The 23,587-nt window shown below is 65.5% G+C and carries 22 protein-coding genes; 5 read left to right on the top strand and 17 right to left on the bottom strand.

Annotation, left to right across the window (positions count from 1 at the left end; translation table 11 throughout):
• Nucleotides 1-37 precede the first annotated feature (37 nt).
• From AZSI13_RS14665 to AZSI13_RS14650, 4 genes are all read right to left on the bottom strand, one after another.
• On the bottom strand, nt 38-967 hold the full coding sequence (locus AZSI13_RS14665; RefSeq protein WP_109041927.1) for a GIY-YIG nuclease family protein: 930 nt from the start codon (nt 965-967) through the stop codon (nt 38-40).
• Nucleotides 968-994: 27 nt separating this feature from the next.
• Nucleotides 995-1,879, bottom strand: a complete 885-nt coding sequence (locus AZSI13_RS14660; protein ID WP_109041925.1) for a nuclease-related domain-containing protein — start codon at nt 1,877-1,879, stop codon at nt 995-997.
• A complete protein-coding gene (locus AZSI13_RS14655; RefSeq protein WP_109041923.1) occupies nt 1,876-2,070 on the bottom strand; it encodes a hypothetical protein in 195 nt (64 codons plus the stop codon). Before AZSI13_RS14655 ends, AZSI13_RS14660 begins: the two co-directional genes overlap by 4 nt.
• A gap of 86 nt (nt 2,071-2,156) precedes the next feature.
• Nucleotides 2,157-3,077: a LysR substrate-binding domain-containing protein gene (locus tag AZSI13_RS14650; RefSeq protein ID WP_109041921.1), complete on the bottom strand. Its 921-nt coding sequence runs from the start codon at nt 3,075-3,077 to the stop codon at nt 2,157-2,159.
• A 144-nt stretch (nt 3,078-3,221) separates the two neighbouring features.
• Between AZSI13_RS14650 and AZSI13_RS14645 the strand changes: the two genes are divergently transcribed.
• Both AZSI13_RS14645 and AZSI13_RS14640 read left to right on the top strand, forming a co-directional pair.
• Entirely contained in the window at nt 3,222-3,557 is a 336-nt protein-coding gene (locus tag AZSI13_RS14645; RefSeq protein ID WP_165833542.1) for a DUF2917 domain-containing protein, read from the top strand.
• Nucleotides 3,558-3,709: 152 nt separating this feature from the next.
• Nucleotides 3,710-4,738 carry an alpha/beta fold hydrolase gene (locus tag AZSI13_RS14640; RefSeq protein WP_235609788.1) on the top strand — a complete coding sequence of 343 codons (1,029 nt, stop codon included), beginning with the start codon at nt 3,710-3,712 and terminating at the stop codon, nt 4,736-4,738.
• Nucleotides 4,739-4,806: 68 nt separating this feature from the next.
• Here AZSI13_RS14640 and AZSI13_RS14635 read toward each other — a convergent pair whose 3' ends face one another.
• The 7 genes from AZSI13_RS14635 to AZSI13_RS14605 form a co-directional block, all read right to left on the bottom strand.
• Nucleotides 4,807-5,040: a zinc ribbon domain-containing protein gene (locus AZSI13_RS14635; protein WP_109041918.1), complete on the bottom strand. Its 234-nt coding sequence runs from the start codon at nt 5,038-5,040 to the stop codon at nt 4,807-4,809.
• A gap of 266 nt (nt 5,041-5,306) precedes the next feature.
• Entirely contained in the window at nt 5,307-5,912 is a 606-nt protein-coding gene (locus tag AZSI13_RS14630; RefSeq protein ID WP_109041916.1) for a hypothetical protein, read from the bottom strand.
• Nucleotides 5,913-6,022: 110 nt separating this feature from the next.
• Nucleotides 6,023-7,321, bottom strand: a complete 1,299-nt coding sequence (locus tag AZSI13_RS14625; RefSeq protein ID WP_109041914.1) for an O-acetylhomoserine aminocarboxypropyltransferase/cysteine synthase family protein — start codon at nt 7,319-7,321, stop codon at nt 6,023-6,025.
• Nucleotides 7,322-7,347: 26 nt separating this feature from the next.
• Complete coding sequence (locus AZSI13_RS14620) at nt 7,348-7,806, bottom strand: CoA-binding protein (RefSeq protein ID WP_109041912.1); 459 nt, start codon at nt 7,804-7,806, stop codon at nt 7,348-7,350.
• Between the two features lie 60 nt (nt 7,807-7,866).
• The gene (locus AZSI13_RS14615) at nt 7,867-8,652 is read right to left on the bottom strand and encodes an enoyl-CoA hydratase (protein ID WP_109041910.1); all 786 of its coding nucleotides are present in this window, start codon (nt 8,650-8,652) and stop codon (nt 7,867-7,869) included.
• 21 nt (nt 8,653-8,673) lie between these two features.
• Nucleotides 8,674-9,852, bottom strand: coding sequence for a PLP-dependent aspartate aminotransferase family protein (locus tag AZSI13_RS14610; protein ID WP_109041909.1), 1,179 nt, complete (start codon nt 9,850-9,852; stop codon nt 8,674-8,676).
• A 163-nt stretch (nt 9,853-10,015) separates the two neighbouring features.
• A complete protein-coding gene (locus AZSI13_RS14605) occupies nt 10,016-11,419 on the bottom strand; it encodes a cystathionine beta-synthase (protein ID WP_109041996.1) in 1,404 nt (467 codons plus the stop codon).
• Nucleotides 11,420-11,882: 463 nt separating this feature from the next.
• Between AZSI13_RS14605 and AZSI13_RS18420 the strand changes: the two genes are divergently transcribed.
• On the top strand, nt 11,883-12,629 hold the full coding sequence (locus AZSI13_RS18420; RefSeq protein ID WP_369406673.1) for a rhodanese-like domain-containing protein: 747 nt from the start codon (nt 11,883-11,885) through the stop codon (nt 12,627-12,629).
• Between the two features lie 158 nt (nt 12,630-12,787).
• Complete coding sequence (locus AZSI13_RS14595; protein WP_109041908.1) at nt 12,788-13,105, top strand: DUF2325 domain-containing protein; 318 nt, start codon at nt 12,788-12,790, stop codon at nt 13,103-13,105.
• A gap of 109 nt (nt 13,106-13,214) precedes the next feature.
• On the opposite strand, the gene serB is transcribed toward AZSI13_RS14595, so the two are convergent.
• The 4 genes from serB to mfd are packed head-to-tail and all read right to left on the bottom strand — an operon-like array spanning nt 13,215 to nt 19,198.
• A complete protein-coding gene (gene serB, locus AZSI13_RS14590; protein ID WP_109041994.1) occupies nt 13,215-14,057 on the bottom strand; it encodes a phosphoserine phosphatase SerB in 843 nt (280 codons plus the stop codon).
• A gap of 18 nt (nt 14,058-14,075) precedes the next feature.
• Entirely contained in the window at nt 14,076-14,618 is a 543-nt protein-coding gene (locus tag AZSI13_RS14585; RefSeq protein ID WP_109041907.1) for a gamma carbonic anhydrase family protein, read from the bottom strand.
• A gap of 19 nt (nt 14,619-14,637) precedes the next feature.
• Complete coding sequence (locus tag AZSI13_RS14580) at nt 14,638-15,714, bottom strand: 3-deoxy-7-phosphoheptulonate synthase (RefSeq protein ID WP_109041906.1); 1,077 nt, start codon at nt 15,712-15,714, stop codon at nt 14,638-14,640.
• A gap of 31 nt (nt 15,715-15,745) precedes the next feature.
• Nucleotides 15,746-19,198, bottom strand: a complete 3,453-nt coding sequence (gene mfd, locus AZSI13_RS14575; protein ID WP_235609787.1) for a transcription-repair coupling factor — start codon at nt 19,196-19,198, stop codon at nt 15,746-15,748.
• 285 nt (nt 19,199-19,483) lie between these two features.
• Here mfd and AZSI13_RS17345 point away from each other — a divergent pair, with 285 nt between their 5' ends.
• Nucleotides 19,484-19,750 (top strand): hypothetical protein, encoded by a 267-nt coding sequence (locus AZSI13_RS17345; RefSeq protein ID WP_133247324.1) that lies wholly within the window; start codon nt 19,484-19,486, stop codon nt 19,748-19,750.
• Nucleotides 19,751-19,835: 85 nt separating this feature from the next.
• Here AZSI13_RS17345 and AZSI13_RS14565 read toward each other — a convergent pair whose 3' ends face one another.
• Both AZSI13_RS14565 and bioD read right to left on the bottom strand, forming a co-directional pair.
• Nucleotides 19,836-22,499 carry a PAS domain S-box protein gene (locus AZSI13_RS14565; protein ID WP_109041904.1) on the bottom strand — a complete coding sequence of 888 codons (2,664 nt, stop codon included), beginning with the start codon at nt 22,497-22,499 and terminating at the stop codon, nt 19,836-19,838.
• A 323-nt stretch (nt 22,500-22,822) separates the two neighbouring features.
• Nucleotides 22,823-23,476 carry a dethiobiotin synthase gene (bioD, locus tag AZSI13_RS14560; protein ID WP_109041903.1) on the bottom strand — a complete coding sequence of 218 codons (654 nt, stop codon included), beginning with the start codon at nt 23,474-23,476 and terminating at the stop codon, nt 22,823-22,825.
• Nucleotides 23,477-23,587 lie beyond the last annotated feature (111 nt).

The following is a 23,587-nucleotide window of genomic DNA, read 5'->3' as shown; positions in this document are numbered from 1 at the left end:
CGGGCCGAGGTAGGCAGGCCCAGGACCGGCGGTCCCCCTAGATCCGCCGGTTTCTGGCCTGCCGCAGCAGATCGCCCAGATTGGTGCCGTCTTCCGCCTGCCAGTGGTCGGCATTGTGGTTTTGCCCGGCAATCACCGACGCGGCGGCGGAGGCAGACGCAAAGAACTGGTCCCCGGTAAACACATAACGTCCCTGGTGCGGCGCCAGCACGCCGGATTCGATCAACTCCCGGCGCTTGGCGGCATAGCTGCCCCCATGAATGTCGAAATGGGATTTCGCCTCCGCCACGGCCTCGCTGCCCGCCAGCACCGTCACGCCGCCCTCCACCAGGGCCAGGGTGGCCGTCATCTGGCAAGGGCTGCGAAAACTGAAGCGCAGCCCCCGCGGCAAGGTGGAATAATCCCCCGCCCGCTTGCCGATCCGGCGCGCATCCACCTCCCGCTTGGCTTGTTCCTCCACTTCGGCATCGACTTCTTCCTCCTGGTCGTCGTCAAACTGCCAGAAGCCGATCAGGGGCAGCATGAGCAGGATTTCTCGCAGGAAATTCTCAGCCGCCGCATGTTCCTCCTCGCTCAGGGCAGGAGGCTGGGGGCGATTGGAGTTTTCCAGTTCCACCAGGCCGGCTTCTTCGGCCAGCTTCACCAGGCGGGATTCCAGATGCTGAATGTGCGCCTTGTTGAGGCGCCCACCTTCCGCCGTGAAAAATACCGCCTTGGTCCAGAAATTCTTCTTCCGTGCGTGATCTTCCAGACGCAGGCCAATGGGGTCGGCTTCGCCGATATAGAGCTTTTTTCCACCGCAGAGCAGATACACTCCGGGTTGTTTGTACTCCACCCGGCCTTTCACCTCGCCCAGCAAGGCGCGGGGAAAGAGCACGGCCTTGCCGGTCCAGTCATCCCGGGAAATGATGCGAACCCCCTCCGGGTTGCCGGAGGGAACAAAAATTCGAATGGAAAAAGGGCGCATGGCGGTGGTGATGTCTCGGGTCGCTGCTTAATCGGTCTTGGCCTTGGCCAGTTGCTGAATCATGTAATCCGCTTGTTGTATGGCTTCAGCGTCGAGGGGGTTTTTGGGATTGGGGGGCAAAACGATATAGCGGGTGTTCTTCGGGTTGATGACACGAACCATGTCACCACCGATTGACGCAACATTCTCAACGTACCAGCCGGGAAGGGCCAAAACGGGGGTGACGGCGTAGGGGCGGCCGGTTGCTTTTTTCAAATAGCTTGCGAGCCATTGCGCCTGTCGGGCGGCTTGTTCCAGGGGCTTGGTTTCACGCCAGGTACCGAAATCCAGAGTTTTACCGTCGTATTTCACTTTGGCCCGGTCGTTGCCGCTGGGCGGTTTGAGGCGGGATTTGGTTTCCACGGCGAAGACCCCGCCGGGAGTGATGACCACGTGGTCGATATTGAACTCCCCTGCCTGAACATCGTGAATCAACCGGTTGTCGCCCGCCAGAGCCGCGGCCATTTCCTGGGCCGTGGCCTGCTCTGCCCGCAACCCCTGGCGCAGGCGGCGGCGTTCCGGCATGACCTGGGTGATTTTCCAGCCAATGACCAGGCCTGCGACAAGACCCAGTAACAGCAGTGCGGTGTCCAACCACTGCCAGGGAGTTGGATTGTCACCGATGCGGCGAATGGCGATGAGCAGGGCCAGCATCAACCCGGAAATGGCCACCAGAATCAGCCGGTCAAGATGCTTGTCCATTATTGCCTCCGAACGCTCTTGCAGACTGTCTCCAGGTAGGCGCAGCAAGTCGGTGGTGAGTGGGTCACACCGCAGGTCGCGGGCAAGCTGCTTTTGCTTCAGTAGCACCATCCCAACGACGACCAGCATCGGTATAACCCCGATGAAATTCAAAATGGGACCCCAATTCATTTACTCACTCCATAACGCCCCTCGCCGACCACTCGGGCACGGCCAAAGGGGCGCAGAGTTTTCAGCCGTTGGGGCAGGTATTTTTTCCAGGGGCTCTTGCCGGTGAAACCATTGGCCTGGTCCCCGGCCCACAGGAAAGAGGCGGGCAAGCCGGTGGCCCGCCACCGGGCAATGAAGGTGTTGATTTTCATGATGCCATTATTCTAACGGCTTCCCGCGCCAGGCCAAATGGCGTGGGGCGTTGCAGGATGGTGGGGCTGGCGGAAATGGCTCAGGGCTAGGGGGTCTGAACGGAGAGGGCCAGCAACCATTGTACAAACGCCTCCACCTCCGGGCGCTGGCTGTAGCGGCTGCGGAGCAGGTAGAGGGTGCGACCTTCCGGGGTGGGGCGAGGGGGGAGCAGGGTTTGCAGGCGGCCGTCGGCGAGGGCGTCGGCGATCAGGGGCAGGCGGGCGAGGGCGACGCCTTGCCCGGCCTGGGCGGCGTAGAGGCATTGGTCGTAGTGGTTGAACTGCAGCTGGGCGCGGGCGGCGGAGGGCGGGCCGCCCAGCTCGGCTTGCCAGCCTTCCCAGCGTAGCCAGGGGTAATCCCGGCCGTCTTCATAGGAGAGCAGGGTGAGGTGGGGCAGGTTGGCGGCGGAGAGGCGGGGACCGTCCGGCAGGCCGGCAGCCAGCGCGGGGCTGGCGACGGGGGCCATGGTTTCGTCGAAAAGGCGGGGGCAGCCGGCCGGGGCGGCGGCGGGAGTGGTGTAGCGCAGGGCCACGTCCACTTCTTCTGCCTCCAGATCCACATTGCGGTTGTCGGCGGCTACCCGCACGCCGATGTCCGGGTAGCGGGCCTGGAAGTCGGAGAGACGGGGCACCAGCCACAGAGCGGCGACGCCGGTGGAGGCGGAGATGGTGACCCGGGGCCGGCGCCGGCTGGCAGACAGTTCTTCCACCACGCTGCCGAGCCGGTCCAGGGCCTCGCCGGCGGCGCGGAAGAGGCGCTCGCCTTCCGGCGTCAGGCGCAGGCTGCGGGTGCTGCGCTGGAAGAGGGCGACGCCCAGTTGTTCCTCCAGGGTCTGCACCTGGCGGCTGATGGCGGACTGGCTGAGGCAGAGTTCCTCCCCCGCCCGGGTGAAGGAGAGGTGGCGGGCGGCGGCGACGAAACCCTTGAGGGAATCCAGGGGCGGCAGGCAGTGCAGGGGGAGGGTCATGGCATTGTGGTATTTATGCGTTTATTGCATGAGTGGAATGCGGATTTTCCGTTTGTGACTTCAGAAGGTGCTTTCCATACTTAGGCCATGGTTGGTCTTGATGTATGAGGCTATATGGAAAACGCATGAATGGAGGATAGGAAAATGATCCCGATCCTGCAAGGCCGGGCAACGGCCCGCTGGCTGCACCTGGAACTGGAGCGGCGTGAAATGCTGGTACTGGCGGATGCCCGGGGCCAGACCCTGGAATGCCGACAGGGCGAACTGTGGCTGACGGAAGCGGGGGGCGGCGATACCATCCTGCGGGCCGGCGAGCGTTACGGGGTGGAAACGGCCGGTTGCCTGGTCATTTCGGCCTGCCAGGACAGCCGCCTGGCCGTGGGCGGCACGGCGGACGATCCGGCGGCCCTGTCCCTGATGCCGGTGCGGGGCTTCCTGGCGGCGTTGCTGCCCTGGGAACTCCAGGGGCACGGCCGCTGAGGTTTAAATCGACGCTTGTCGTTCGCCATTCACCACTCGCCCGAGCCGATGCCGCAACGGTGCCCGACTCCGGGTAGCGATTGACGGCCGGCATGGGCCGCGACACGCCAAAAAATGCCCCCGGGAACCCGGCGGCCGCCCTGGCGTCACTGATGCAACGGCCCGACCATTTCGCCAACCCCGATACCTCCGAAACCTACGAGATGATCCCCATGAATGCCCCCGCCGACCGCTTCGTTCCGCCCGCCGAGGCGGTGACTGCCACCGCCCTGGCGCTGGCCGCCAGTGACGGCTACCCCCTCGCTGCCCACCACTGGCAACCGGCGGGCACACCCCTCGGTGTGGTGGTGATTAACCCGGCCACGGCGGTCAAGGCCGTCTATTACCACCGCTACGCCCGCTTCCTGGCCGAGCATGGCTTTGTCGTGCTGACCTATGACTACCGGGGCATCGGCGCATCGCGCCAAGGCAACCTGCGCCAGTGGCGCCACATCCGCAAGCTCGATTGGGGGCGCTACGACTGCGAGGCGGCCCTGGCCTGGGCGCGGCAGGCCTACCCGGATTTACCCCTGCATCTGGTGGCCCACAGCATCGGCGGCCTGTTGCTGGGCCTGGCCCCTTCCGGCGCGGCGGTGCAGCGGGCGTTCACCGTGGGCAGCCAGTACGCCTACTGGCCCGACTACGGCCCGGGCAAGCCCCTCATGTGGCTGCGCTGGCATGTGCTGATGCCGGCCCTGACGGCCCTGCTCGGCTACTTCCCGGCCCGGCGTCTGGGCTGGCACGAGGATCTGCCTGCCGGGGCTGCCTACGAATGGGCTTTCCGCCCCGCCTCCCTGGAAAAGTCCTACCGCCGCCACGTGCAGGCCGGGGAAGCACCCCTGGCCCATTTCGACAGCTTCCGCGGCGAAATGCTGGCGGTGAGCCTGACGGACGATCCCTTCGGCACCCCGGCGGCCGTCCGCCGCCTGCTGGGCTACTACCGGGGCGCCCGGCGCCACCATCTGCACCTGGCGCCGGATGCGGCCGGTGTGGCGGCCATCGGCCACTTCGCCTGGTTCCATGAACGCTTTCGCCCCACCTTGTGGCAGGACTCCCTGGCGTGGCTTCAGGAAGGGCGACTGCGCCGCACCCCCCGGGAAACCCTGGAGCCGGAAAACTCAGCGCGCGGTACGAACGGGTAAGCGTGCGGTAAGCTCATGGTCAGTGAGCGGCCGGCAAGCGCCCCGGGAAGGGGCGGGCTTCGGGGCCCTCAGCCGATCTTGGGGCGCTCCTTGGCCGAATAGTGGCTGAAGTGGCCCTCCTTGGCTGCCTGGGCGCGGGCACCGGCCACCAGGCCGGCAGTCTTGCCCTGGGGGGCCGGCAGGGAGAGGAGCTTTTCAAGCTGGGTGCTGCCGCACTGAGGGCAGGCCGGCACGGTACTGACCCGTACCAGCAGTTCAAAGGTGTGCTGGCAGGCCTGGCAGCGGTAATCGTAAAGAGGCATGGGGCGCTCCTGTCGCGTTGACGACAATCAGGTGGGGACCGCCAGGGAAATGCAAGAAGGGTGCCGTCGATCAGGCAATGGGTTCGGTTATGGGGATAAGCCCGGGCCCGGCCTCAAGGGAAACCGCAAGGCCCACCTGAAAGGCCCGCCCATGAAAAACGCCTGTTTCGCATGGGGCGGAAACAGGCGTTGCAAGGAGGCGCCAGAATGGAGGCCTCTGCAAGCTGAGGCGCTGCCGATGCACTCCGGCGCGGTGAATCCTCGAATCAGGCGGTGGCCAGCAGGCTTTGGCCGGCGGTGCCCTGCTCAGTTTTGCGATAGAACTCGGTCTGGGCGCTCTTTTGGGCGTTGCGATTGTCGTCCTGGGTGCGGCGCAGGGCTTCTTCGGAGGCGCTGTTGGCCTTTTCCGCATTGCGGGTTTCGGGAGAGGTGCTAGCCGGATTGGCCGGGCTGGCCTTCACGCCCTGGTCGAGGCGGCGGGTGAGGTTGTCGGTGGTCGTGTTGTCCCGGGGCTCATTGGCTGGCGCCGTGGCCGGGGTGGCGGCATTGGTGCTCGGGATTGCACTGGCGCTTGCCGGCTGTACCGCATCAGTCGGCGGTGCTGCCTGGGCTGTAGCCGGGTTGGTGGCCGCAGCCGGGGCACTGGGGCTGGCGGCACGGCTGGCTTGCAGAGCGGCGCTGCTCAGGGAGACAACGCTGCTGGCGGGGGCGGATTCCGTTGCGCCGGCAGACTCAGTCTGGCGAGGGGGGGCAGCCTTGTCCCGGTTAAGGGATTGGGTGCCGCGCTGGCCGGCGGTGCCGACGTCCGCCTGGGGCAGTTGCTGCAAATCGACCCGGGGAGCGGTGGCGGAAAGGGGGGATAGGCTGGACACGATGGCTCGTCCTCGTTACGGATGCTCCAATTTTGCGCCGATTGTCCTGGGGAATCAACGCCTTTTGCTTCCGGGGAGGGGGCAGTGCCAGACCCTCCCCGGGGCTGGCTTCAGGCGACCGCCTTGGCCAGGGCCTGGTCGATGTCCCAGAGGATGTCGTCCAGGGTCTCCAGGCCCACGGAGAGGCGGATCAGGTCCGGCGGCACGCCGGCGGCGGTCTGCTGTTCCGGGGTCATCTGGCGGTGGGTGGTGGAGGCCGGGTGGATCACCAGAGTTTTGGCGTCGCCGATGTTGGCCAGGTGGGAGAGGAATTCCACGCTGTCGATGAACTTCTGTCCCGCGGCTGCGCCGCCGTTTTTGCCACCTTTAATGCCGAAGGTAAGCACGGCACCGGCCCCCTTGGGCAGGTATTTCTTCGCCAGATCGTGGTACTTGCTGGAGGGCAGGCCCGGGTAATTGACCCATTCCACCTGGGGGTGGGCTTCCAGATGCCGGGCGATGGCCAGGGCGTTGCTGCAATGGCGGTCCATGCGCAGGGATAGGGTTTCCACCCCTTGCAGCAGTAGGAAGGCATTGAAGGGGGAGAGGGCCGGGCCGAAGGTGCGCAGGCCTTCCATGCGGCACTTGGCGGTGAAGCCGAAGTTGCCGAAGGTCTCGTAGAACTTGACGCCGTGGTAGCCCGGGCTGGGCTCGGTCATGGTGGCGAACTTGCCGTTGTCCCAGGGGAACTTGCCCGATTCGACGATGATGCCCCCCAGGGTGGTGCCGTGGCCGCCGATGAACTTGGTGGCCGAATGCACCACGATGGCGGCGCCCCATTCGAAGGGCCGGCACAGGTAGGGGCTGGCGAAGGTGTTGTCCACGAAGAGGGGCAGGCCGGCGGCGTTGGCGATTTTCGCCACGGCCTCGATGTCCAGCACGTTGAGGCCCGGGTTGCCCATGGTTTCGGCGTAGATCACCTTGGTCTTGGGGGTGATGGCCCGGGCGAAATTCTCCGGATCGTCGCTGTCCACAAAAATGGTGTTGATGCCCAGCTTGCGGAAATTCACGTCCAGCTGGGTGTGGGTGCCGCCGTAGAGGGTGCGGGCGGCGACGATTTCGTCCCCGGCCTCGCACAGGTTGAGCAGGGCCACCATCTGGGCGGCCATGCCGGAGGCCACGGCGACGGCGGCCTTGCCCCCTTCCAGGGCAGCGATGCGTTCTTCCAGCACGGCCACGGTGGGGTTGGAGAGGCGGGAATAAACGTTGCCGAAGGTCTGCAGGTTGAACAGGCTGGCGGCGTGCTCCGGCGAATCGAAGACGTAGGCGGCGGTCTGGTAGATGGGCGTGGCCCGGCTGCCGGTGGCGGCGTCGGGCACCTGCCCGGCGTGGAGGGAAAGGGTGTCGAACCCGAACTGGTGGTCGGCCATGGTGTGCTTTCGGGAAATCGGACGGATCAGGTGGGGCGACGGGAGGAGACGATGTCCGTATTCACGCCCATGAAATTGAGGCCGCCGAAGAGGCGGGCGTATTCGATCTTGACGCAGCGGTCCTCGATCACGGTGAGGCCGGCGGCTTCGGCGATGTGGCGGGCTTCCTCATTGACCACGCCCAGCTGCAGCCACAGTACCTTGGCGCCGATGGCCACCGCCTCCCGGGCGATGGGGGCACAGTCTTCCGGCTTGCGGAAGACGTCCACGATGTCCACCTTCTCAGGGATGGATTGCAGGTCCGGGTAGCACTTCTCCCCCAGGATTTCCTGGTACTTGGGATTCACCGGGATGATGCGATAGCCGCGCTGCTGCATGTACTTGGCGGCAAAGTAGCTGGGCCGGTTCCAGTCGGCGGAGAGGCCGACGACGGCGATGGTGCGATTTTCCTTGAGGACTTTTCGCAGGGTGGCAATGTCGCTCATGCAAATCTTCCGTGTGAGGGGTGGGGCGGGCAGCCCCGGGTTCCCCTCGGGTCTGCTGCGTTAGCCGTGGCACCAGGTTGGGTGGCGCTTGTCGATGAAGGCATCGATGCCTTCCCGGGCGTCCCTGGCCTGGAGATTCTGCACCATGACGCCCTTGGCGTAGGCGTAGGCCTCGTCCAGGGGCAGTTCGGCCTGGCGGTAGTAGGCGGCTTTGCCCACGGCCAGGGTGTGGCGCGACTTGCTGGCGATTTTAACCGCCAATGCTTCCACCGCGACATCCAGTTGCTCCACGGACACATGCTCGTTGATAAGGCCAAAACGCAGGGCCGTGGGGGCGTCGATGAGGTCGCCGGTGAGCAGCATCTGCAGGGCGTGCTTGTGGGAGACGTTGCGCGACAAGGCCACCATGGGCGTGGAGCAGAAGAGGCCGATATTGACGCCGGGCGTGGCGAAGCGGGCGTCATCCGCGGCGATGGCCAGGTCGGCGCTGGCCACCAGCTGGGCCCCGGCGGCGGTGGCGATGCCATGCACCCGGGCGATCACCGGCTGGGGCAGGCTGACAATGCGCTGCATGAGCCGGGCGCAGGCCTCGAAAAGGTCTTCGGCATAGCTTTCGCCGTAGTCGGCGCCGCGCATTTCCTTGAGATCGTGGCCGGCGCAGAAGGCCGGGCCGTTACCGGCCAGGATCACCACGCCGATGCTCGGGTCGGCGGCAATGCGATCGAACTCGGCCTGCAGGGCGGCGATCATGGGCCGGGAGAGGGCGTTGCGGGCGGCGGGGCGGTTGAGGGTGAGGCGGGCGATGCCGTCCTTGTCCTGCCGCAGTACCAGGGCTTCTTCACTCATTTGCTGTTCTCCTTTTATTGTTTATGCGAGGGCCTGGGCCAGGTCGGCCAGCAGGTCTTCCACGTCTTCGACGCCGACGGAAAGACGCACCAGGCCATCGTCGATGCCGATGCGGCGGCGCTGCTCAGGGGGGACCGAAGCGTGGGTCATCAGGGCCGGCAGTTCGATCAGGCTTTCCACCCCGCCCAGGCTTTCGGCCAGGACGAAGATTTTGGTGTGCTCCAGCAGCTTCTTCGCCGCCGGCAGGCCGCCCTTGACCACGGCGGAGACCATGCCGCCGAAGCCCCGCATCTGGCGCTGGGCCAGTTCATGCTGGGGGTGGCTTGCCAGGCCGGGGTAATGGACCTTCTCGATGGCCGGATGCTGCTCCAGCCAGCGGGCGATGGCCTCGGCGTTGGCGCAGTGGCGTTCCATGCGCAGGGCCAGGGTCTTCAAACCGCGCAGGGCGAGGAAAGCATCGAAGGGCCCCAGCACTGCACCGGCGGCGTTCTGCAGGAAGGCCAGGCGTTCCGCCAGATCCGCTCGGGCAGTGACGGCGACGCCGGCGATCACGTCGGAATGGCCGTTCAAATACTTGGTGGCCGAATGCACCACGATGTCGAAACCGTGTTCCAGGGGCCGCTGGATCCAGGGGCTGGCGAAGGTGTTGTCGGCCACGGTGAGGAGGCCCCGGTCCTTGCCGATGGCGGCCACCAGGTCCAGATCCACCAGCTTCAGCAAGGGATTGCTCGGGGTTTCCACCCACAGCAGTTTGGTCTGCGGGGTGATGGCGGCTTCGATGCTCTCCCGGCTGGAGAAGTCGGCGTAGGTGACCTTGAGGTCGGCGGAATTGCTGCGTACCCGGTTGAAGAGGCGCACCGAGCCGCCGTAGAGGTCGTCGGAGGCCACCACATGGCTGCCGGCGGGCAGCAGCTCCAGCACCGTGGCGCTGGCGGCCAGGCCCGAGGCGAAGGCGAAGCCCGTGGCGGTGGCGAAGGCGCCCCCTTCTAGGTCGGCGATGCAGCGTTCCAGGGCCAGGCGGGTGGGGTTGGCGCTGCGGGCGTAGTCGAAAGTGGCCCCGGCGTACTGTTTGGGCTCATTGAGGGCCGGCTGGACGTAGGTGGAGGTGGCGTAGATGGGGATGGAAACAGCGCCGGTGGTGGGGTCCGGCTCCTGGCCGGCATGGATGGCGCGGGTGGCAAAACCTTGTTTGTGGGTCATGGGGGGCTCGAAAAAATCAAAAAAACGGAGCCACAGAGGACACAGAGAGCACAGAGGGGAAAACCATCCCGGCCGATGACGCTGGAGGCGTTTCAAGGCGCCTCGGCAGAGCAACTGGTTTCGCTCTTTCTCTGTGTTCTCTGTGCCCTCTGTGGCAAAAGATTTAGTTTTTCAGCTTGCGCCGCAAATGGTTGAGCAGGTCGATGCGGGTCACCAGGCCGAGGAAACGGTCCCCGTCCACCACGATGGGTACCAGGCCCTGGTCGAAGAGGGGCAGCAGGTCGCTGATGGGGGCCGTGGGGGGCAGGGTGGTGAGGCGGCTGGTCATGAACTTCTTCACCGGCTGGCGGAAGTTGGCCTCGTCCTTGGTGATGGCCAGGAGCACATCGGATTCGTCGATGAGGCCGACGATCTTGCCTTCCTCATTGGTCACCGGCAGTTGGGAGACGTCGTAGAGCTTGAAGCGGCCGTAGGCGGTGAGCACCGTATCCGTCGGCGCCACGGTGACCACGGCGCCCTCGTCGGCGCGGCGACCGATGATGTCCCGCAGGTCGCCCCGCACTTCCTTGGGCAGGAAGCCCTGGTCCGACATCCAGAAGTCGTTGTACATCTTGGAGAGGTAGCGGTTGCCGTGGTCGCAGACGAAGGTGACCACGTGCTCCGGTCGGGTGCGGGTGCGGCAGTAGCGCAGGGCGGCAGCCAGCAGGGTGCCGGTGGAGGAGCCGGCCATGATGCCTTCCTTCTTCAGCAGATCCCGGGCGGCGGCGAAGCTTTCGGCATCGGGCACGGTATAGGCCTCGCGCACGCCGGTGAGGTCGCAGATAGGGGGGATGAAGTCCTCGCCGATGCCTTCCACCAGCCAGGAGCCGGCTTCCTTGATGTAGCCGTGGGCCACGTAGTCGGCCAGCACGGAGCCGGCCGGATCGGCCAGCACCATCTTCACCCGGGGCGATTTCTGGCGGAAGAAGCGGGTCAGGCCGGTGAGGGTGCCGCCGCTGCCGACGCCGCAGACCACGGCGTCGATGCGGCCCTTCAACTGGGCCCACAGCTCCGGCCCGGTGCCGATCTCGTGGGCCTTGGGATTGTTGGGGTTGTTGAACTGATTCACGTACCAGGCGCCGGGAATGTCTTTGGCCAGGCGCTCGGCCATGTCCTGGTAGTACTCGGGATGGCCCACGCCCACATCGGAGCGGGTCATCACCACCCGGGCGCCCAGGGCCTTGAGGGCAAAGATCTTCTCCTGGCTCATCTTGTCCGGCACCACCAGCACCACCTTGTAGCCGCGCTGGGCGCCCACCAGGGTCAGGGCCAGGCCGGTGTTACCGGCGGTGGCTTCCACCAGGGTACCGCCCGGTTTGATCAGGCCTTCCTTTTCGGCGGCGTCGATCATGGAGCGGGCGATGCGGTCCTTGATGGAGCCGCCCGGGTTCTGGCTTTCCAGCTTGAGGAAAAGGCGGCAGGGGCCGGTGTCGAAGTGGGTCACTTCCACCAAGGGCGTGGCGCCGATCAGGTCCAGGCTGGAGCGGGGCAGGGCGGTGGACGGTGCAGCGAGGGAGGTATCGGTCATGGCATCTCGGAAGGTGGTAGAGGAGCGGGCCACCCGGAGGTGGAACCGCGGGAGGGGCGGTAGCCCGGCCACTGCGTACCCGATATGGCCCTGGTATGTGGTCCCCGGCACCACCGGAATGCCGTGGGGCATCGCGGAATGCCTTTGGGTGGGGCGACGGCAGAAGCGGGTGGAAGCAGCAAATACGGGCTCGACCCTTGACGCCGGCTACTGTAAGTCCAGAGTGTTTTTTTATAAAAAGAATAAAAGCGAATGATTTGATAACTCTTGGTTATGGGGAAGTCCGGAGGGCATGGGTATTTGAGGACGTACTGCCCCATCCGAGCGCCGGTGGGTAGGGGGCGATTTGCCTGGGTATTGGGGTTTTGCGGAATAAGGGAATAAAAAAATGGAACTTCGTTACATATCGCCCCTTGGCTAGAGTCGCCCCGTCTCCCGTTCATTTCCCTGTCATGAGGTTGCCATGCCCCTGTTCCTGGTTGAGGGCCACCCGGCGGCGCTGGGCCGTGTCGATCTGGGCGAACGCCTGGCCCGCATCCACCAGGCCCGCCCCGGCGCTCTGCTCAACGTTCGCACCCCGAGCGCCGGCTTGCGCCTGGCGGCGGTGGTGGAGGCCCTGGACAGTCTCGATGCCCGGGCCGTCTGGGCCATGGGCAGCCTGGCCAGCCATAGCGTACGGGAGCTGGCCGATGGCCCTGGCGATCCGTCCCATCTCGCCATTCCGGGGCTGTGGCCCCTTTCTCCCCAATGTGAAGGAATTTCCCCCATGGAAGAAGAACTGATTCTGGCTCGGGCCCACGCCCGGAAAGAGGCCGAGCGCTTGCCCTACGCCGGTGCCCTGATGCCGGAAGAGGCGTGGCTGCTGCTCAAATTGCGGCCTGATGCCCGGCTGGTGGATGTGCGCAGTGCCGCCGAGCGGGAACTGGTGGGGCGTATTCCGGGCGCCCTGGAAGCAGAGTTCATGAGCTACCCGGATTGGCAGGAGAACCCCGATTTTCTGTCGACGATTCGCCGCCAGACGGGGCCGGCAGCCATCCTCCTGCTGCTTTGCCGCTCCGGCCAGCGTTCCCACCAGGCCGCAGCCCAGTTGCAGGAAGCCGGCTACAGCCTGGTGTTCAACGTCCTTGAAGGATTTGAGGGGGAGAAGGATGCTCAGGGACGGCGTACCCTGAACGGCTGGCGCCTGCGAGGCTTGCCCTGGGAGCAATGAGCTTGGGTAGGCTCAAGGTTTATATTTCAAATTGAAATAATAGAATTAAAAATAAGTATTGGCGGGTCTAAGTGTCGGCGGGCAATCTCTTTCCTGTGGCAGCGCAGCATTTTTTTACAGCCGTCCTGGAAGGCGGTTCCTTAGGCAAGGAGACGCAGATGTCACTGCTGATTGTCGGCGCCGATAACGTACGCACCATCGAAAATGAAGTAGCCCGGCTGGCTCCCGCCATCCTTGATGCTCCGACGGAGCACTGGACCGGGCGCAAGGCGGGGGATTCCCGCAAGGTCATTCCCTCCCGCACCCATCTGGTGGTGGTGGTCTGCGCCCGGGTGAATCACGAACTGTTGCGCCACGTGCGGCGCCAGGCGGAGAAGGTGGACGTGCCCCTGATCTACTGCCGCCACTCGGCCCTGGAAATGCGGGAAAAGCTGGAAGATTTCATCGGCCGCCAGCCGGCGGGAATGTGGCAGTAGCTGGCAGTAGCAACGCGGAACAAGCCCTGGTATCAGGGCTTGAGGTCTGGGGAATAGGAGTTCGGCCCGGGAGCTGGCGCCCCTGGCCGTTTGGGGAGGTAAGGCCGGATTACTGCTCGAAGAGATTGAGCAGGCTGTCCAGGCCGCCGTGGCTGATGGCGACGGAGGCCTTGGCGCGGGTGGCAGGTTTGGCGTCGAAGGCAACGGAAAGGCCGGCTTCGGCCATCATCAGCAGATCGTTGGCGCCATCGCCCACGGCAATCACTTGTTCCTGGCGAAGACCCAGTTCGTCCCGCAGGCGGTTGAGGTGATGGGCTTTGGCCTGGGCGTCCACGATATCGCCCACCACTTTGCCGGTGAGTTTTCCGCCGGAAATTTCCAGTTCGTTGGACGTGGCGAAATCGAAGCCAAGCTCAATACGCAGGCGCTCGGTGAAATAGGTGAAGCCGCCGGAGAGGATGGCGGTGCGCAGGCCGGCGGTCTGGGCGGCTTCCAGCAGTTCCCGGGCGCCGGGGGAGAGTAGCAGGCGCTCGCCATAGACACGGGCCAGCACCCGGGCATCCAGCCCGGCCAGCAGGGCCAGGCGGCGGCGCAGGCTTTCCCGATAGTCGATCTCGCCGCGCATGGCGGATTCGGTGACGGCGGAGACTTCGGCCTTCTTGCCGGCGAAGTCCGCCAGCTCGTCGATGCACTCGATGGTGATGAGGGTCGAGTCCATGTCAAAACAGATCAGGCCGTAGTCCGACAACTTGCGGCCGGTGGGCACGAAGGCCCAGTCCAGCTTTTCCCCGTCGATGAGGGGCAGCAGGGCCTCGAACTCGGGCGTGCGCTGGGCGTTGCGGAAGCAAACCACCTTGGGCGGGCGGGGTTCCACGGCCTCGGCCCGGGTGGCGGCGGCGATGCGGTCGAGAAGAAAGGTCGGCAGGGCGCCGTTCTGGATGATGAGATTCATGGCAGTCATGGGGGAAGCTCAGGCCGGGGCCAGCGATTGCTGGTGGTTGTTCTTCACCCGCACATAATGTTCGGCGGAATAACGCAGGTAGGCGATTTCGTCAGAGGTGAGGGGCCGCACCTTGACGGCGGGGCGGCCCACGTAGAGGTAGCCGCGCTCCAGCGTCTTGCCCGGTGAGACCAGGCTGCCAGCACCAAGCATGACCTGGGGCTCGACCACGGCATCGTCCATGACCATGGCACCCATGCCGATCAGGCATTCGTCGCCGATGCTGCAGCCGTGCAGGATGGCGCCGTGGCCCACGGTGACGTAGTCGCCGATCAGCAGGGGCGAGCCGTCGGGCTTGGCGGCATTCTTGTGGGAGACGTGCCCCATGGCGAAATCCTGGATGTTGCTGCAGACGCCGATCTCGATGCGATTGACGTCGCCCCGCAGCACCGTGTTGCACCACACCGAAGAATCCTGCCCCAACCGCACATCACCGATGAGCTGGGCTGAGGGGTGGAGAAAGCAGGATTCGCCGATGCGGGGAAAGGTATCCAGATAGGGGCTGAGGAGCATGGTGCGGCGCAGGGCTGGCTTAGGTGGCGCTACGCCCCGGCAGCACGTCGCGCAGCAGAGTGGCGGCGTCGCGGATCATCTTTTCCGTGGTGGCCCAATCAACGCAGCCGTCGGTAACGGAGCAGCCGTACTTGAGCTGGGAGAGGTCGGCGGGGATGGACTGATTGCCGGCCTCGAGGTTGGACTCGATCATCACCCCGACCATGGACTGGTTGCCCAGACGGATCTGGTTCACCACGTCGGACATCACCAGGGGCTGCAGCTCGGGCTTCTTCAGGCTGTTGGCGTGGGAGCAATCCACCACCACGTTGGGGATCAGCTTGGCCTTGGTCATGGCCTGCTCGGCCACGGAGACGGAAACCGTGTCGTAGTTGGGCCGGCCGCCGCCGCCCCGCAGCACGATGTGGCCGTAGGTATTGCCGGTGGTGCGCACGATGGCCACCTGGCCCTGGTCGTTGAGGCCGAGGAAGCTGTGGGGCTTGGAGGCGGAGAGAATGGCGTTGATGGCGATTTCGGTGTTGCCGTCGGTGCCGTTCTTGAAGCCCACGGGGGTGGACAGCCCGGAGGACATTTCCCGGTGGGTCTGGGATTCGGTGGTGCGGGCGCCGATGGCGGTCCAGGAAATGAGGTCGCCGTAGTACTGGGGCGAGTTCGGGTCCAGGGCCTCGGTGCCGGCGGGCAGGCCGATTTCATTGACCTGCAGGAGGAACTCCCGGGCCTTGGCCATGCCCACGTCCACCCGGAAGGAGTCGTCCATGAAGGGGTCGTTGATGTAACCCTTCCAGCCCACGGTGGTGCGGGGCTTTTCGAAATAGACGCGCATTACCAGCAGCAGGGTGTCGGAAACCTCCTCAGCCAGGGCCTTGAGGCGACGGGCGTAATCCAGGCCGGCTACCGGGTCATGGATGGAGCAGGGGCCCACCACCACGAAGAGGCGGTGATCCTTGCGGTCCAGAATGTTCTTCAGGTCTTGCCGGCCCTGGCGCACCACGGCGGCGGCCTTCTCGGAGAGGGGCTGGCTGGCCAGCATTGCCGCCGGCGTCGGCATGGGGTCGAAGGCGGCGATATTGATGTTGTCGATGTCGGGGGTGGTCATGGTTCAGGCGTCTTTTCTTTTAACTCAGTGTTCAACTCAGTTGCTTGATCAGGTCCTTCACCGCCGACACCCGGTCGTTCAAGGCCGGCATATGGCGGGAGACGGCAAGTTTATCCTGTCCGGCCAGCTTGTAGTGGCGGTTTTTCTGGATCAATTCGATGATGCGGATGGGCTCGATGGGCGGGTTCTTGCAGAACTGCACCGTTAGTTGGCTGGCTGTCGCATCGAGCTTGATGATGCCCAGGGGCTTGGCCAGCAGACGCAGGCGGTGGGTGGCCAGCAGGCACACCCCCTGGGGCGGCAACTCGCCGAAACGGTCGATCAGCTCTTCCTGCAGGGCGTTGATGTCCTCTTCCTGCTCGCAGTTGGAGAGGCGCTTGTAGAGGGTCAGGCGCTCGTGCACATCCGGCGCATAGGCATCCGGCAGCAGGGCCGGGGTGTGCAGATTGATTTCCGTGGTCACGCCCAGGGGCTGGGTGAGGTCCGGCTCCTTGCCCTGCTTCAGGGCAGCGACAGCCCGGTTGAGCATTTCGGTGAACAGGTTGAAGCCCACTTCCTGCATCTCGCCGGACTGGTTGTCCCCCAGCACTTCGCCGGCGCCGCGGATTTCCAGGTCGTGCATGGCCAGGTAGAAGCCGGCCCCCAGCTCTTCCATGTGCTGGATGGCCTCCAGGCGCTGCTTGGCCTGCTTGGTGAGGGCCTTCTCATCCTGCACCAGCAGATAGGAATAGGCCTGGTGGTGGGAACGGCCGACCCGGCCCCGCAGCTGGTGCAGCTGGGCCAGGCCGAACTTTTCGGCCCGGTTGATGAGGATGGTGTTGGCGTGGGGGTTGTCGATGCCGGTTTCGATGATGGTGGTGCACAGCAAGAGGTTGGCCCGCTGCTGGGTGAAGTCCCGCATCACCCGTTCCAGTTCCCGCTCGTTCATCTGGCCGTGGCCCACCACAATGCGGGCCTCGGGCACCAGGCCCTGGAGCTTTTCCCGCATGTTGTCGATGGTATCCACCTCGTTGTGCAGGAAGTACACCTGGCCGCCCCGCTTCAGCTCCCGCAGCACCGCTTCGCGGATGATGCCGTCAGAGAACCTGGCGACGAAGGTCTTGATGGCCAGCCGCTTTTGCGGTGCCGTGGCGATCACCGAGAAGTCCCGCAGGCCTTCCAGGCTCATGGCCAGGGTACGGGGGATGGGGGTGGCGGTGAGGGTCAGCACGTCCACCTCGGCCCGCAGGGCTTTCAGGGCCTCCTTCTGGCGTACGCCGAAGCGGTGTTCCTCGTCGATCATCACCAGGCCCAGGCGGTCGAACTTCACTTCCTTGGAAATGAGCTTGTGGGTGCCGATGACGATGTCGATCTTGCCCGCCTCCAGGTCCTTCAGGGCCTGGGCGGTTTCCTTGGCGGTCTTGAAGCGGGAGAGTTCGGCGATGGTCACGGGCCAGTCGGCGAAGCGGTCCTTGAAGGTCTGGTAGTGCTGTTCGCAGAGCAGGGTGGTGGGGCACAGCACCGCCACCTGTTTGCCGCCGGCCACGGCAACAAAGGCGGCGCGCAGGGCCACCTCGGTCTTGCCGAAGCCCACGTCGCCGCACACCAGGCGGTCCATGGGCTTGCCGGACTTCATGTCTTCGATCACCGCAGCAATGGCGGCGGCCTGATCAGGCGTTTCCTCGAAGCCAAAACCGTCGGCGAAGGCCTCGTAGTCATGCTCGGTGAAGGCAAAGCTGTGGCCCTTGCGCGCCGCCCGGGTGGCGTAGAGGGCCAGCAGTTCGGCGGCGGTATCCCGGGCCTGTTCGGCCGCCCTGCGCTTGGCCTTTTCCCACTGGCCGGAACCCAGGCTGTGCAGGGGGGCGGCATCCGGCTCGTTGCCGGAATAGCGGGAAATGACGTGGAGCTGGGAGACCGGCACGTAGAGCTTGGCCTCGTTGGCGTAGTGCAGCTCCAGGAATTCGGTATCGCCATCCCCCAGGTTCATGTGGGTGAGGCCCATGTAGCGACCGATGCCGTGGGACTCGTGCACCACCGGGTCGCCCACCTTCAGTTCGGTGAGGTCCCGCAGCCAGTTGTCCATGGAAGCCCGGCGCTGGGCGTCCTTGCGGGCCCGGCGGCTGGGGCTGCCGGCGTAGAGCTCGGTTTCGGTGACGACGGCCAGGCCGTCCAGGCAGAAGCCCGATTGCAGGGGACCGACGCCCAGGGCCAGGGGGGCATCACCGCTGACGAAGGCGGCAAAGTCCGCACTGGGCGTGGCTTTCAGACCATGGTCCAGCAGCAGCTGTTGCAGGGTTTCGCGGCGGCCGGCGGATTCGGCCAGCAGCAGCAGGCGCCGCCGAGGGGTGGCGGCGACCAGGGCTTTCAGGGCAATGAGCGGATCTTCCGCCCGGCGTTCCACAGCCACCGGCGGCACCGGGGTGGCCAGGGGCGGCATGCCTTCCGCCGGGCTGCCCACTACGACTTTGCCATGGCCTTTGGCGGCGATGAAAAACTGCTCTTCCGACAGAAACAGTTCGGCCGGGGGCAGCAGGGGGCGGGCCTTGTCGCCGGAGAGCAGGTTGTAGCGGGACTGGGTGTCGCGCCAGAAGTCCTGCAGGGCGGCGGCCACGTCCCGGTGCTGGCAGAGCACAGCATCCTTGGGCAGGTAGTCGAAGAGGGTGGCGGTTTCTTCAAAGAACAGGGGTAGCCAATATTCGACACCGGCACTGGGCACGCCGTTGGAGACATCCTTGTAGATACCGGACTTGGCCGGGTCGCCTTCAAACACTTCACGGAAACGCTGGCGAAAACGGGTGCGACCGGCGTCGTCCAGGGGAAATTCCCGGGCCGGCAGCAGGCGGATTTCCGGTACCGGGTAGAGGCTGCGCTGGGTATCCGCATCGAAGGTGCGCAGGGTTTCGATCTCTTCGTCGAAGAGGTCGATGCGGTAGGGCAGGGCCGAGCCCATGGGGAACAGATCGACCAGGCCGCCACGAATGGAGTATTCGCCGGGCGATACCACCTGGGTGACGTGGGTGTAGCCGGCCAGGGTGAGCTGGGCGCGGAACTGCTCGGCATCCAGCTTCTCGCCCTTTTTCAAGAAGAAGGTGTAGGCCGCCAGATAGCTCGGCGGTGTCAGGCGATAAACCGCGGTGGTGGCCGGCACCAGCAGCACTTCGCACTCGCCCCGGCTGACCGCGTAAAGGGTGGCCAGGCGTTCGGACACCAGGTCGTGGTGGGGCGAGAAGTTGTCGTAGGGCAGGGTTTCCCAGTCCGGCAGCAGACGCACCTTGAGGTCCGGCGCGAACCAGGGGATTTCCTCCAGCAGGCGCTGGGCATCCGCCGGGCTGGCGGTAAGCACGGTGAGCAGCCGCTTGGCGCTACGGGCTTCACAGCCCAGGCCGGCCAGGGCCAGGGCGTCGGCCGAGCCAGCCAGGGCAGGCAGGTGTAAACGATCGCCAGCGCGGGGTAACTGGACGGGCAGGGCGACGGGAAGGGAAGCGGGCAGGGAAGCGTCGGACACGAAGGCGGAATCTGGCAGTGCGGGGAGGCTGGATTATAGCCCAGGGGAGGAGCTGCGCCTTGCGCCGGGCGGGACGGGCTTGCCCCAGAGGGGGGCAGGATGGGCGTGGCGCAGTCCTGAGAGTAATGTCGCCAGGTAGCCCCGGGAGAAAACCTAGGGCGAGGTGGCCACCCCAAGGGGGACCGGCCGCGACGAGCGGACCAGCCGGAGATTGGCTCGGGGCGGGTGCAAGCGGGCAACCGCCTGCGCAATGAGGATGCCGTAGGCCGCCACTTCGGGGAAAGGATGACCCGAGTCGTCGAGCATGGGCCGCAGCGCACCATGCTGGGTGTAGCAGTCGTACTGGGCGCTGGCCCAGAGGTGGCGAATCACGGTGTCGACCGGCAGTCCCTGACGCTGTATTTCGTTGGCCACGGCTTCGTGCACAAAATCCTCGAAGGCCGGGAGGGGGAGCAGGGCGAGGGGCTGGTGGGCATGGGCGGACGGCAGGGGGGGCTGAATTTCACTGGCATGAAAAGTAGCATGGCCCTGCCGCCAGAACACCTGGGGTAAGCCCTAGCGTTCTTGCCCCTTACCGCGGTATCCGGCGCCGGGGGAAGCGCCCCCGCGACGCTTATCGCCCGCTTTTGTCGCCCGTTCAGCCGGGGGTGGCGGAGGTCTGCCGCACGTCCGTAGCGTGGGTGCAGCAGCGGTTCTTGCCGGCCCGCTTGGCCGCATACATGGCCATGTCAGCCTGGCCCAGCAGGGTTTCCGCATCCTCCCCGTCCTGGGGGTAGATGCTGATGCCGATGCTGGCGCTGATGCGGCAGGTGCCGTGGGGAGAGGGGAAGGGCTTGTTCAGTGCGGCCAGGAGATTGCCCGCCACCCGCTGGGCATCGGCAGGATGGGCGATGCCGTTAAGGATGACGGTGAATTCGTCGCCCCCCATGCGGGCCGCCGTATCGGATTCGCGGATGTGGCTGACGATGCGCAGGGCCGCTTCCTGCAGCAGGGTATCGCCGGCTTCGTGGCCCAGGCTGTCGTTGATGTCCTTGAAGCCGTCCAGGTCGATGAAGAGCAGGGCGCAGCCGTTGCCGGAGCGCCGGGCCTGGCGCAGGGCATGGGCCAGGCGATCGAAAAAGAGGGGACGGTTGGGCAGCCCGGTGAGGGCGTCGAAATGGGCCATCTGCTCCAGGCGGGTCTCCAGGCGCTTGCGGTCACTGATATCCCGCTTGATGGAGACGAAACCGGTGATTTCGCCATGCTCCCCGAGAATCGGGGCGATGGTCTGCTCGGCGACGAAGAGGGTGCCGTCCTTGCGTCGATTGGTGACCTCGCCGTGCCATTCCCGGCCTGCCAGGATGGTCTGCCACAGCCGGGCATAGAAATCCTGGCCGTGCACACCGCTCTTCATCAGGTTGGCGATGGGGTGGCCCAGAGCTTCCTGGCGGCTGTAGCCGGTATGGCGGGTGAAGGCCGGGTTGACGTGCTGCACCATGGCGTTACGGTCCGTGATGACGACCATTTCCCCCGCTGCCTCGATGGCGGCTGCCTGGGCCCGCAGGGCGTTTTCTGCCTGCTTGCGTGCTTCGATGTCTCGCACCACCACCACCACCCGGGGGGCCGGTTCGTGGGGAATGAGGGAGACCGCCAGCTCCGCCGCATAGCTCTTGCCCTGGCGGGTGCGGAACAGGGTTTCGTAGCGGGTTTCCAGCTTTTCTCCTGCCAGGCGGCGCAGGTGCTTGGTCATGATGGCCTCTCGCACGTCCGGGTGCACCAGCTCGGTATAGGGCAGGCCGCCGGTCAGCTCGGCTACGCCGTAACCGCTGATGCGGGCCAGGGCCTCGTTGGCGAAGATGATCCGCCCCTCCTCGATGACGAAGACCCCTTCATCCACATCGGACTGGGCCTTGGCCAGGGCCTGCCAGAAGGATTTCTGTTCCTCCAGGGCGGCTGTGCGTTCTGCCACCCGGGCTTCCAGATCCCGATTGAGGGCAGCGGTGGCTTGTTCGGCGGCGCGGCGCCGGGTGATGTCCTGGAGCACCAGCATGACGGCCGGCAGGCGGGAAAATTCCACCAAGGTGGCGGAAAGGGAAAACCACAACTGGCGGCCGTCATCCTGCTGCACCAGGATTTCCCGGCCGGCCATGGGGCTGCGGATGTCCATGGCCTCGAGCAGTTCCGCCCGGCTATCCGGCTGGGGCTCCAGGCTGCGGCTGTTCTGGCCGATGAGGCGGGCGGGGGCGATGCCGAGAATGTCGCCAAAGCGGCTGTTGGCGTAGAGCACACAGCCGTCGGCGGCGTGGGTGATGAGGATGGGGGCGGGCACCGTTTCGCTGATGGTGCGAAATTTCTGCTCGTTGTGGCGCAGTTCCGCGGTGGCCCGCCGCACCTGCATCCGCAGCACCAGGGGGGTGCGGATGAGCAGCCAGAGCAGCCCGGCGGCGAGCAAACCGATGAGGCTGCCGCTGGCCCAAGTCTGGCTCTGGTGGGGCGGCATCCAGCCCTCCACGGCCTGGACGCCGATCTGCCAGCTGCCATCGGGAAGCTGTACGTCCAGCAATACGGGATCGTCGGCGAACACCGTGGCATCGCCCCAGATCAACTCGCCCGAGGCTCCCAGGGCATCCTTGCCGCGGACGGCAAACTGGAACAGGCCGGAGGTGTGGTCCAGCAGCTGGTTGTTGAACAGCTCTTCCACATTCACCAGCACATTGGCCAGGCCCCAGTATTCCCCCGCGCCGGGAATGCCCTCGGCGGAGGGAATGTAAATGGGGCTGCGGCCGATCAGGGCCTGTCCGCCCTGGACGATGCGCAGGGGGCCAGCAACGATGGTGCGGCGGCTGAGAATGGCTCGCTCGATCTGGGGCCGCTGGTCCGGCCGCTGCATGAGCTTGAGACCGATGGCGGCTGCATTGCCGGCCAGGGGGTAGGTATGGCTGACGACATTGTCCCGGGCCAGTTGCAAGGCGCGGATACCCGGCTCCTGGGCGATGATGTTGCGGGCCATGAAGGCGAAATCCCGCTCCCCCAGGTTGGGGTGGGAGGCCACGTAGGCCACCAGGCTGCGGGAAAGGGTGAGCTTCTGGTTGATGGCGCTCTCCAGGCGGTCACGGATCGCGCCGGCCTCGGCCAGGGCCTGCTGGCGCGCTTCCTGGGCCTGGTGTTGGCGCTGGCTACGATCCACCTGGGCGGTGACGCCAAGGGCGGCGATGAGGGCCAGCAGGGCTACCGCAACCGGTAGCCAGGCGGGCAGGGAGCGGGAAAGACGGGGCGCGGCGGCGCGTAGGGGATCTGCGCCGGAGGGTGAGGACAAGGGCATCGGGGACTGGCCGGGAGGCTGGAATTATGCCGATATTCTAGTCGAGGCCCCGAGTCGAAGATATCGGACCTAGGATATAGACGTGAGGGCTGGCCCAGAGGTGGTTGCAGCGACCGGCGTGATTGCCGCAATGGCGACGCTGGTGGTGCACATTGGTGCATCCGGCACTCAGCCTGGCCACGTCTGGCACGCCAACCTTAGACACCAGGGAGGGACTGCGAGATCGCCGAAAGAACGCCGGCCGGGATGTTCCGGTCGATTCTGGTCGACCCCAGCCCCCCGTCTGTTACGGGTTGTGCCGTTCCGATCCGCCTGTTGGGTTTTCAGGGCAGGCGCAGCAGCCGGCCGGCTTCTTCCGGGGTAATGCCGTGGGGCAGGGTGCCCAGGAGGGGCGCTGGCAGGCGTTGCTGAAGGCTGGCCAGGTTCTCTTCCAGACGGCTCATGGCGGGATCGACGGTATTGGCGATCCAGCCGGCCAGGGGCAGGCCCCGGGCCTTGATGGATTCTGCCGTGAGCAGGGCGTGGCTGATGCAGCCCAGGCGCAGGCCCACCACTAGGATCACTGGCAGGCCCAGGTCGGCGGCCAGGTCGGCGGCATCAAAATGTTCGCCCAGGGGGACCCGCCAGCCGCCTACCCCCTCCACCAGAATCACGTCGGCGAGGGGCTTGAGGGACTGGAAGGCATGACGGATCGTTGCTGCCTTGATGGGTTTGCCGGCTTCTGCAGCGGCAATGTGGGGAGCAATGGGTGGCGCGTAGAGGTAGGGATTGACCAGCTCCCGCGGGGCGACGACGGAAGCGGCGGCCATCAGCCGGCGCACATCCTCGTTTTCTCCATCCGCTTCCGTGCCCGCAGCCACCGGCTTCATGGCCAGGGCCGACAGCCCTTGCTGGCGGGCCGTGTGCAGCAGGGCGCAGGCGGAGAAGGTCTTGCCGATCTCCGTATCGGTACCAGCAATGAAATAACCCTGTTTCATGGTGCGGTGCTCGCTAAAAAATGTTGGTCACAGCGGCGCAGAAATCATTAGGAAAAACGCTTCCAGCGACAGTACCGGACAATGGTTCCCGGGCCACCTGGCACTGTGGTC

The organism is Azospira sp. I13, from assembly GCF_003112695.1.
Classification (GTDB): domain Bacteria; phylum Pseudomonadota; class Gammaproteobacteria; order Burkholderiales; family Rhodocyclaceae; genus Azospira.
The sequence above is the reverse complement of the archived record's forward strand: the minus strand, read 5'-3'. Positions and strand labels throughout refer to the sequence as shown.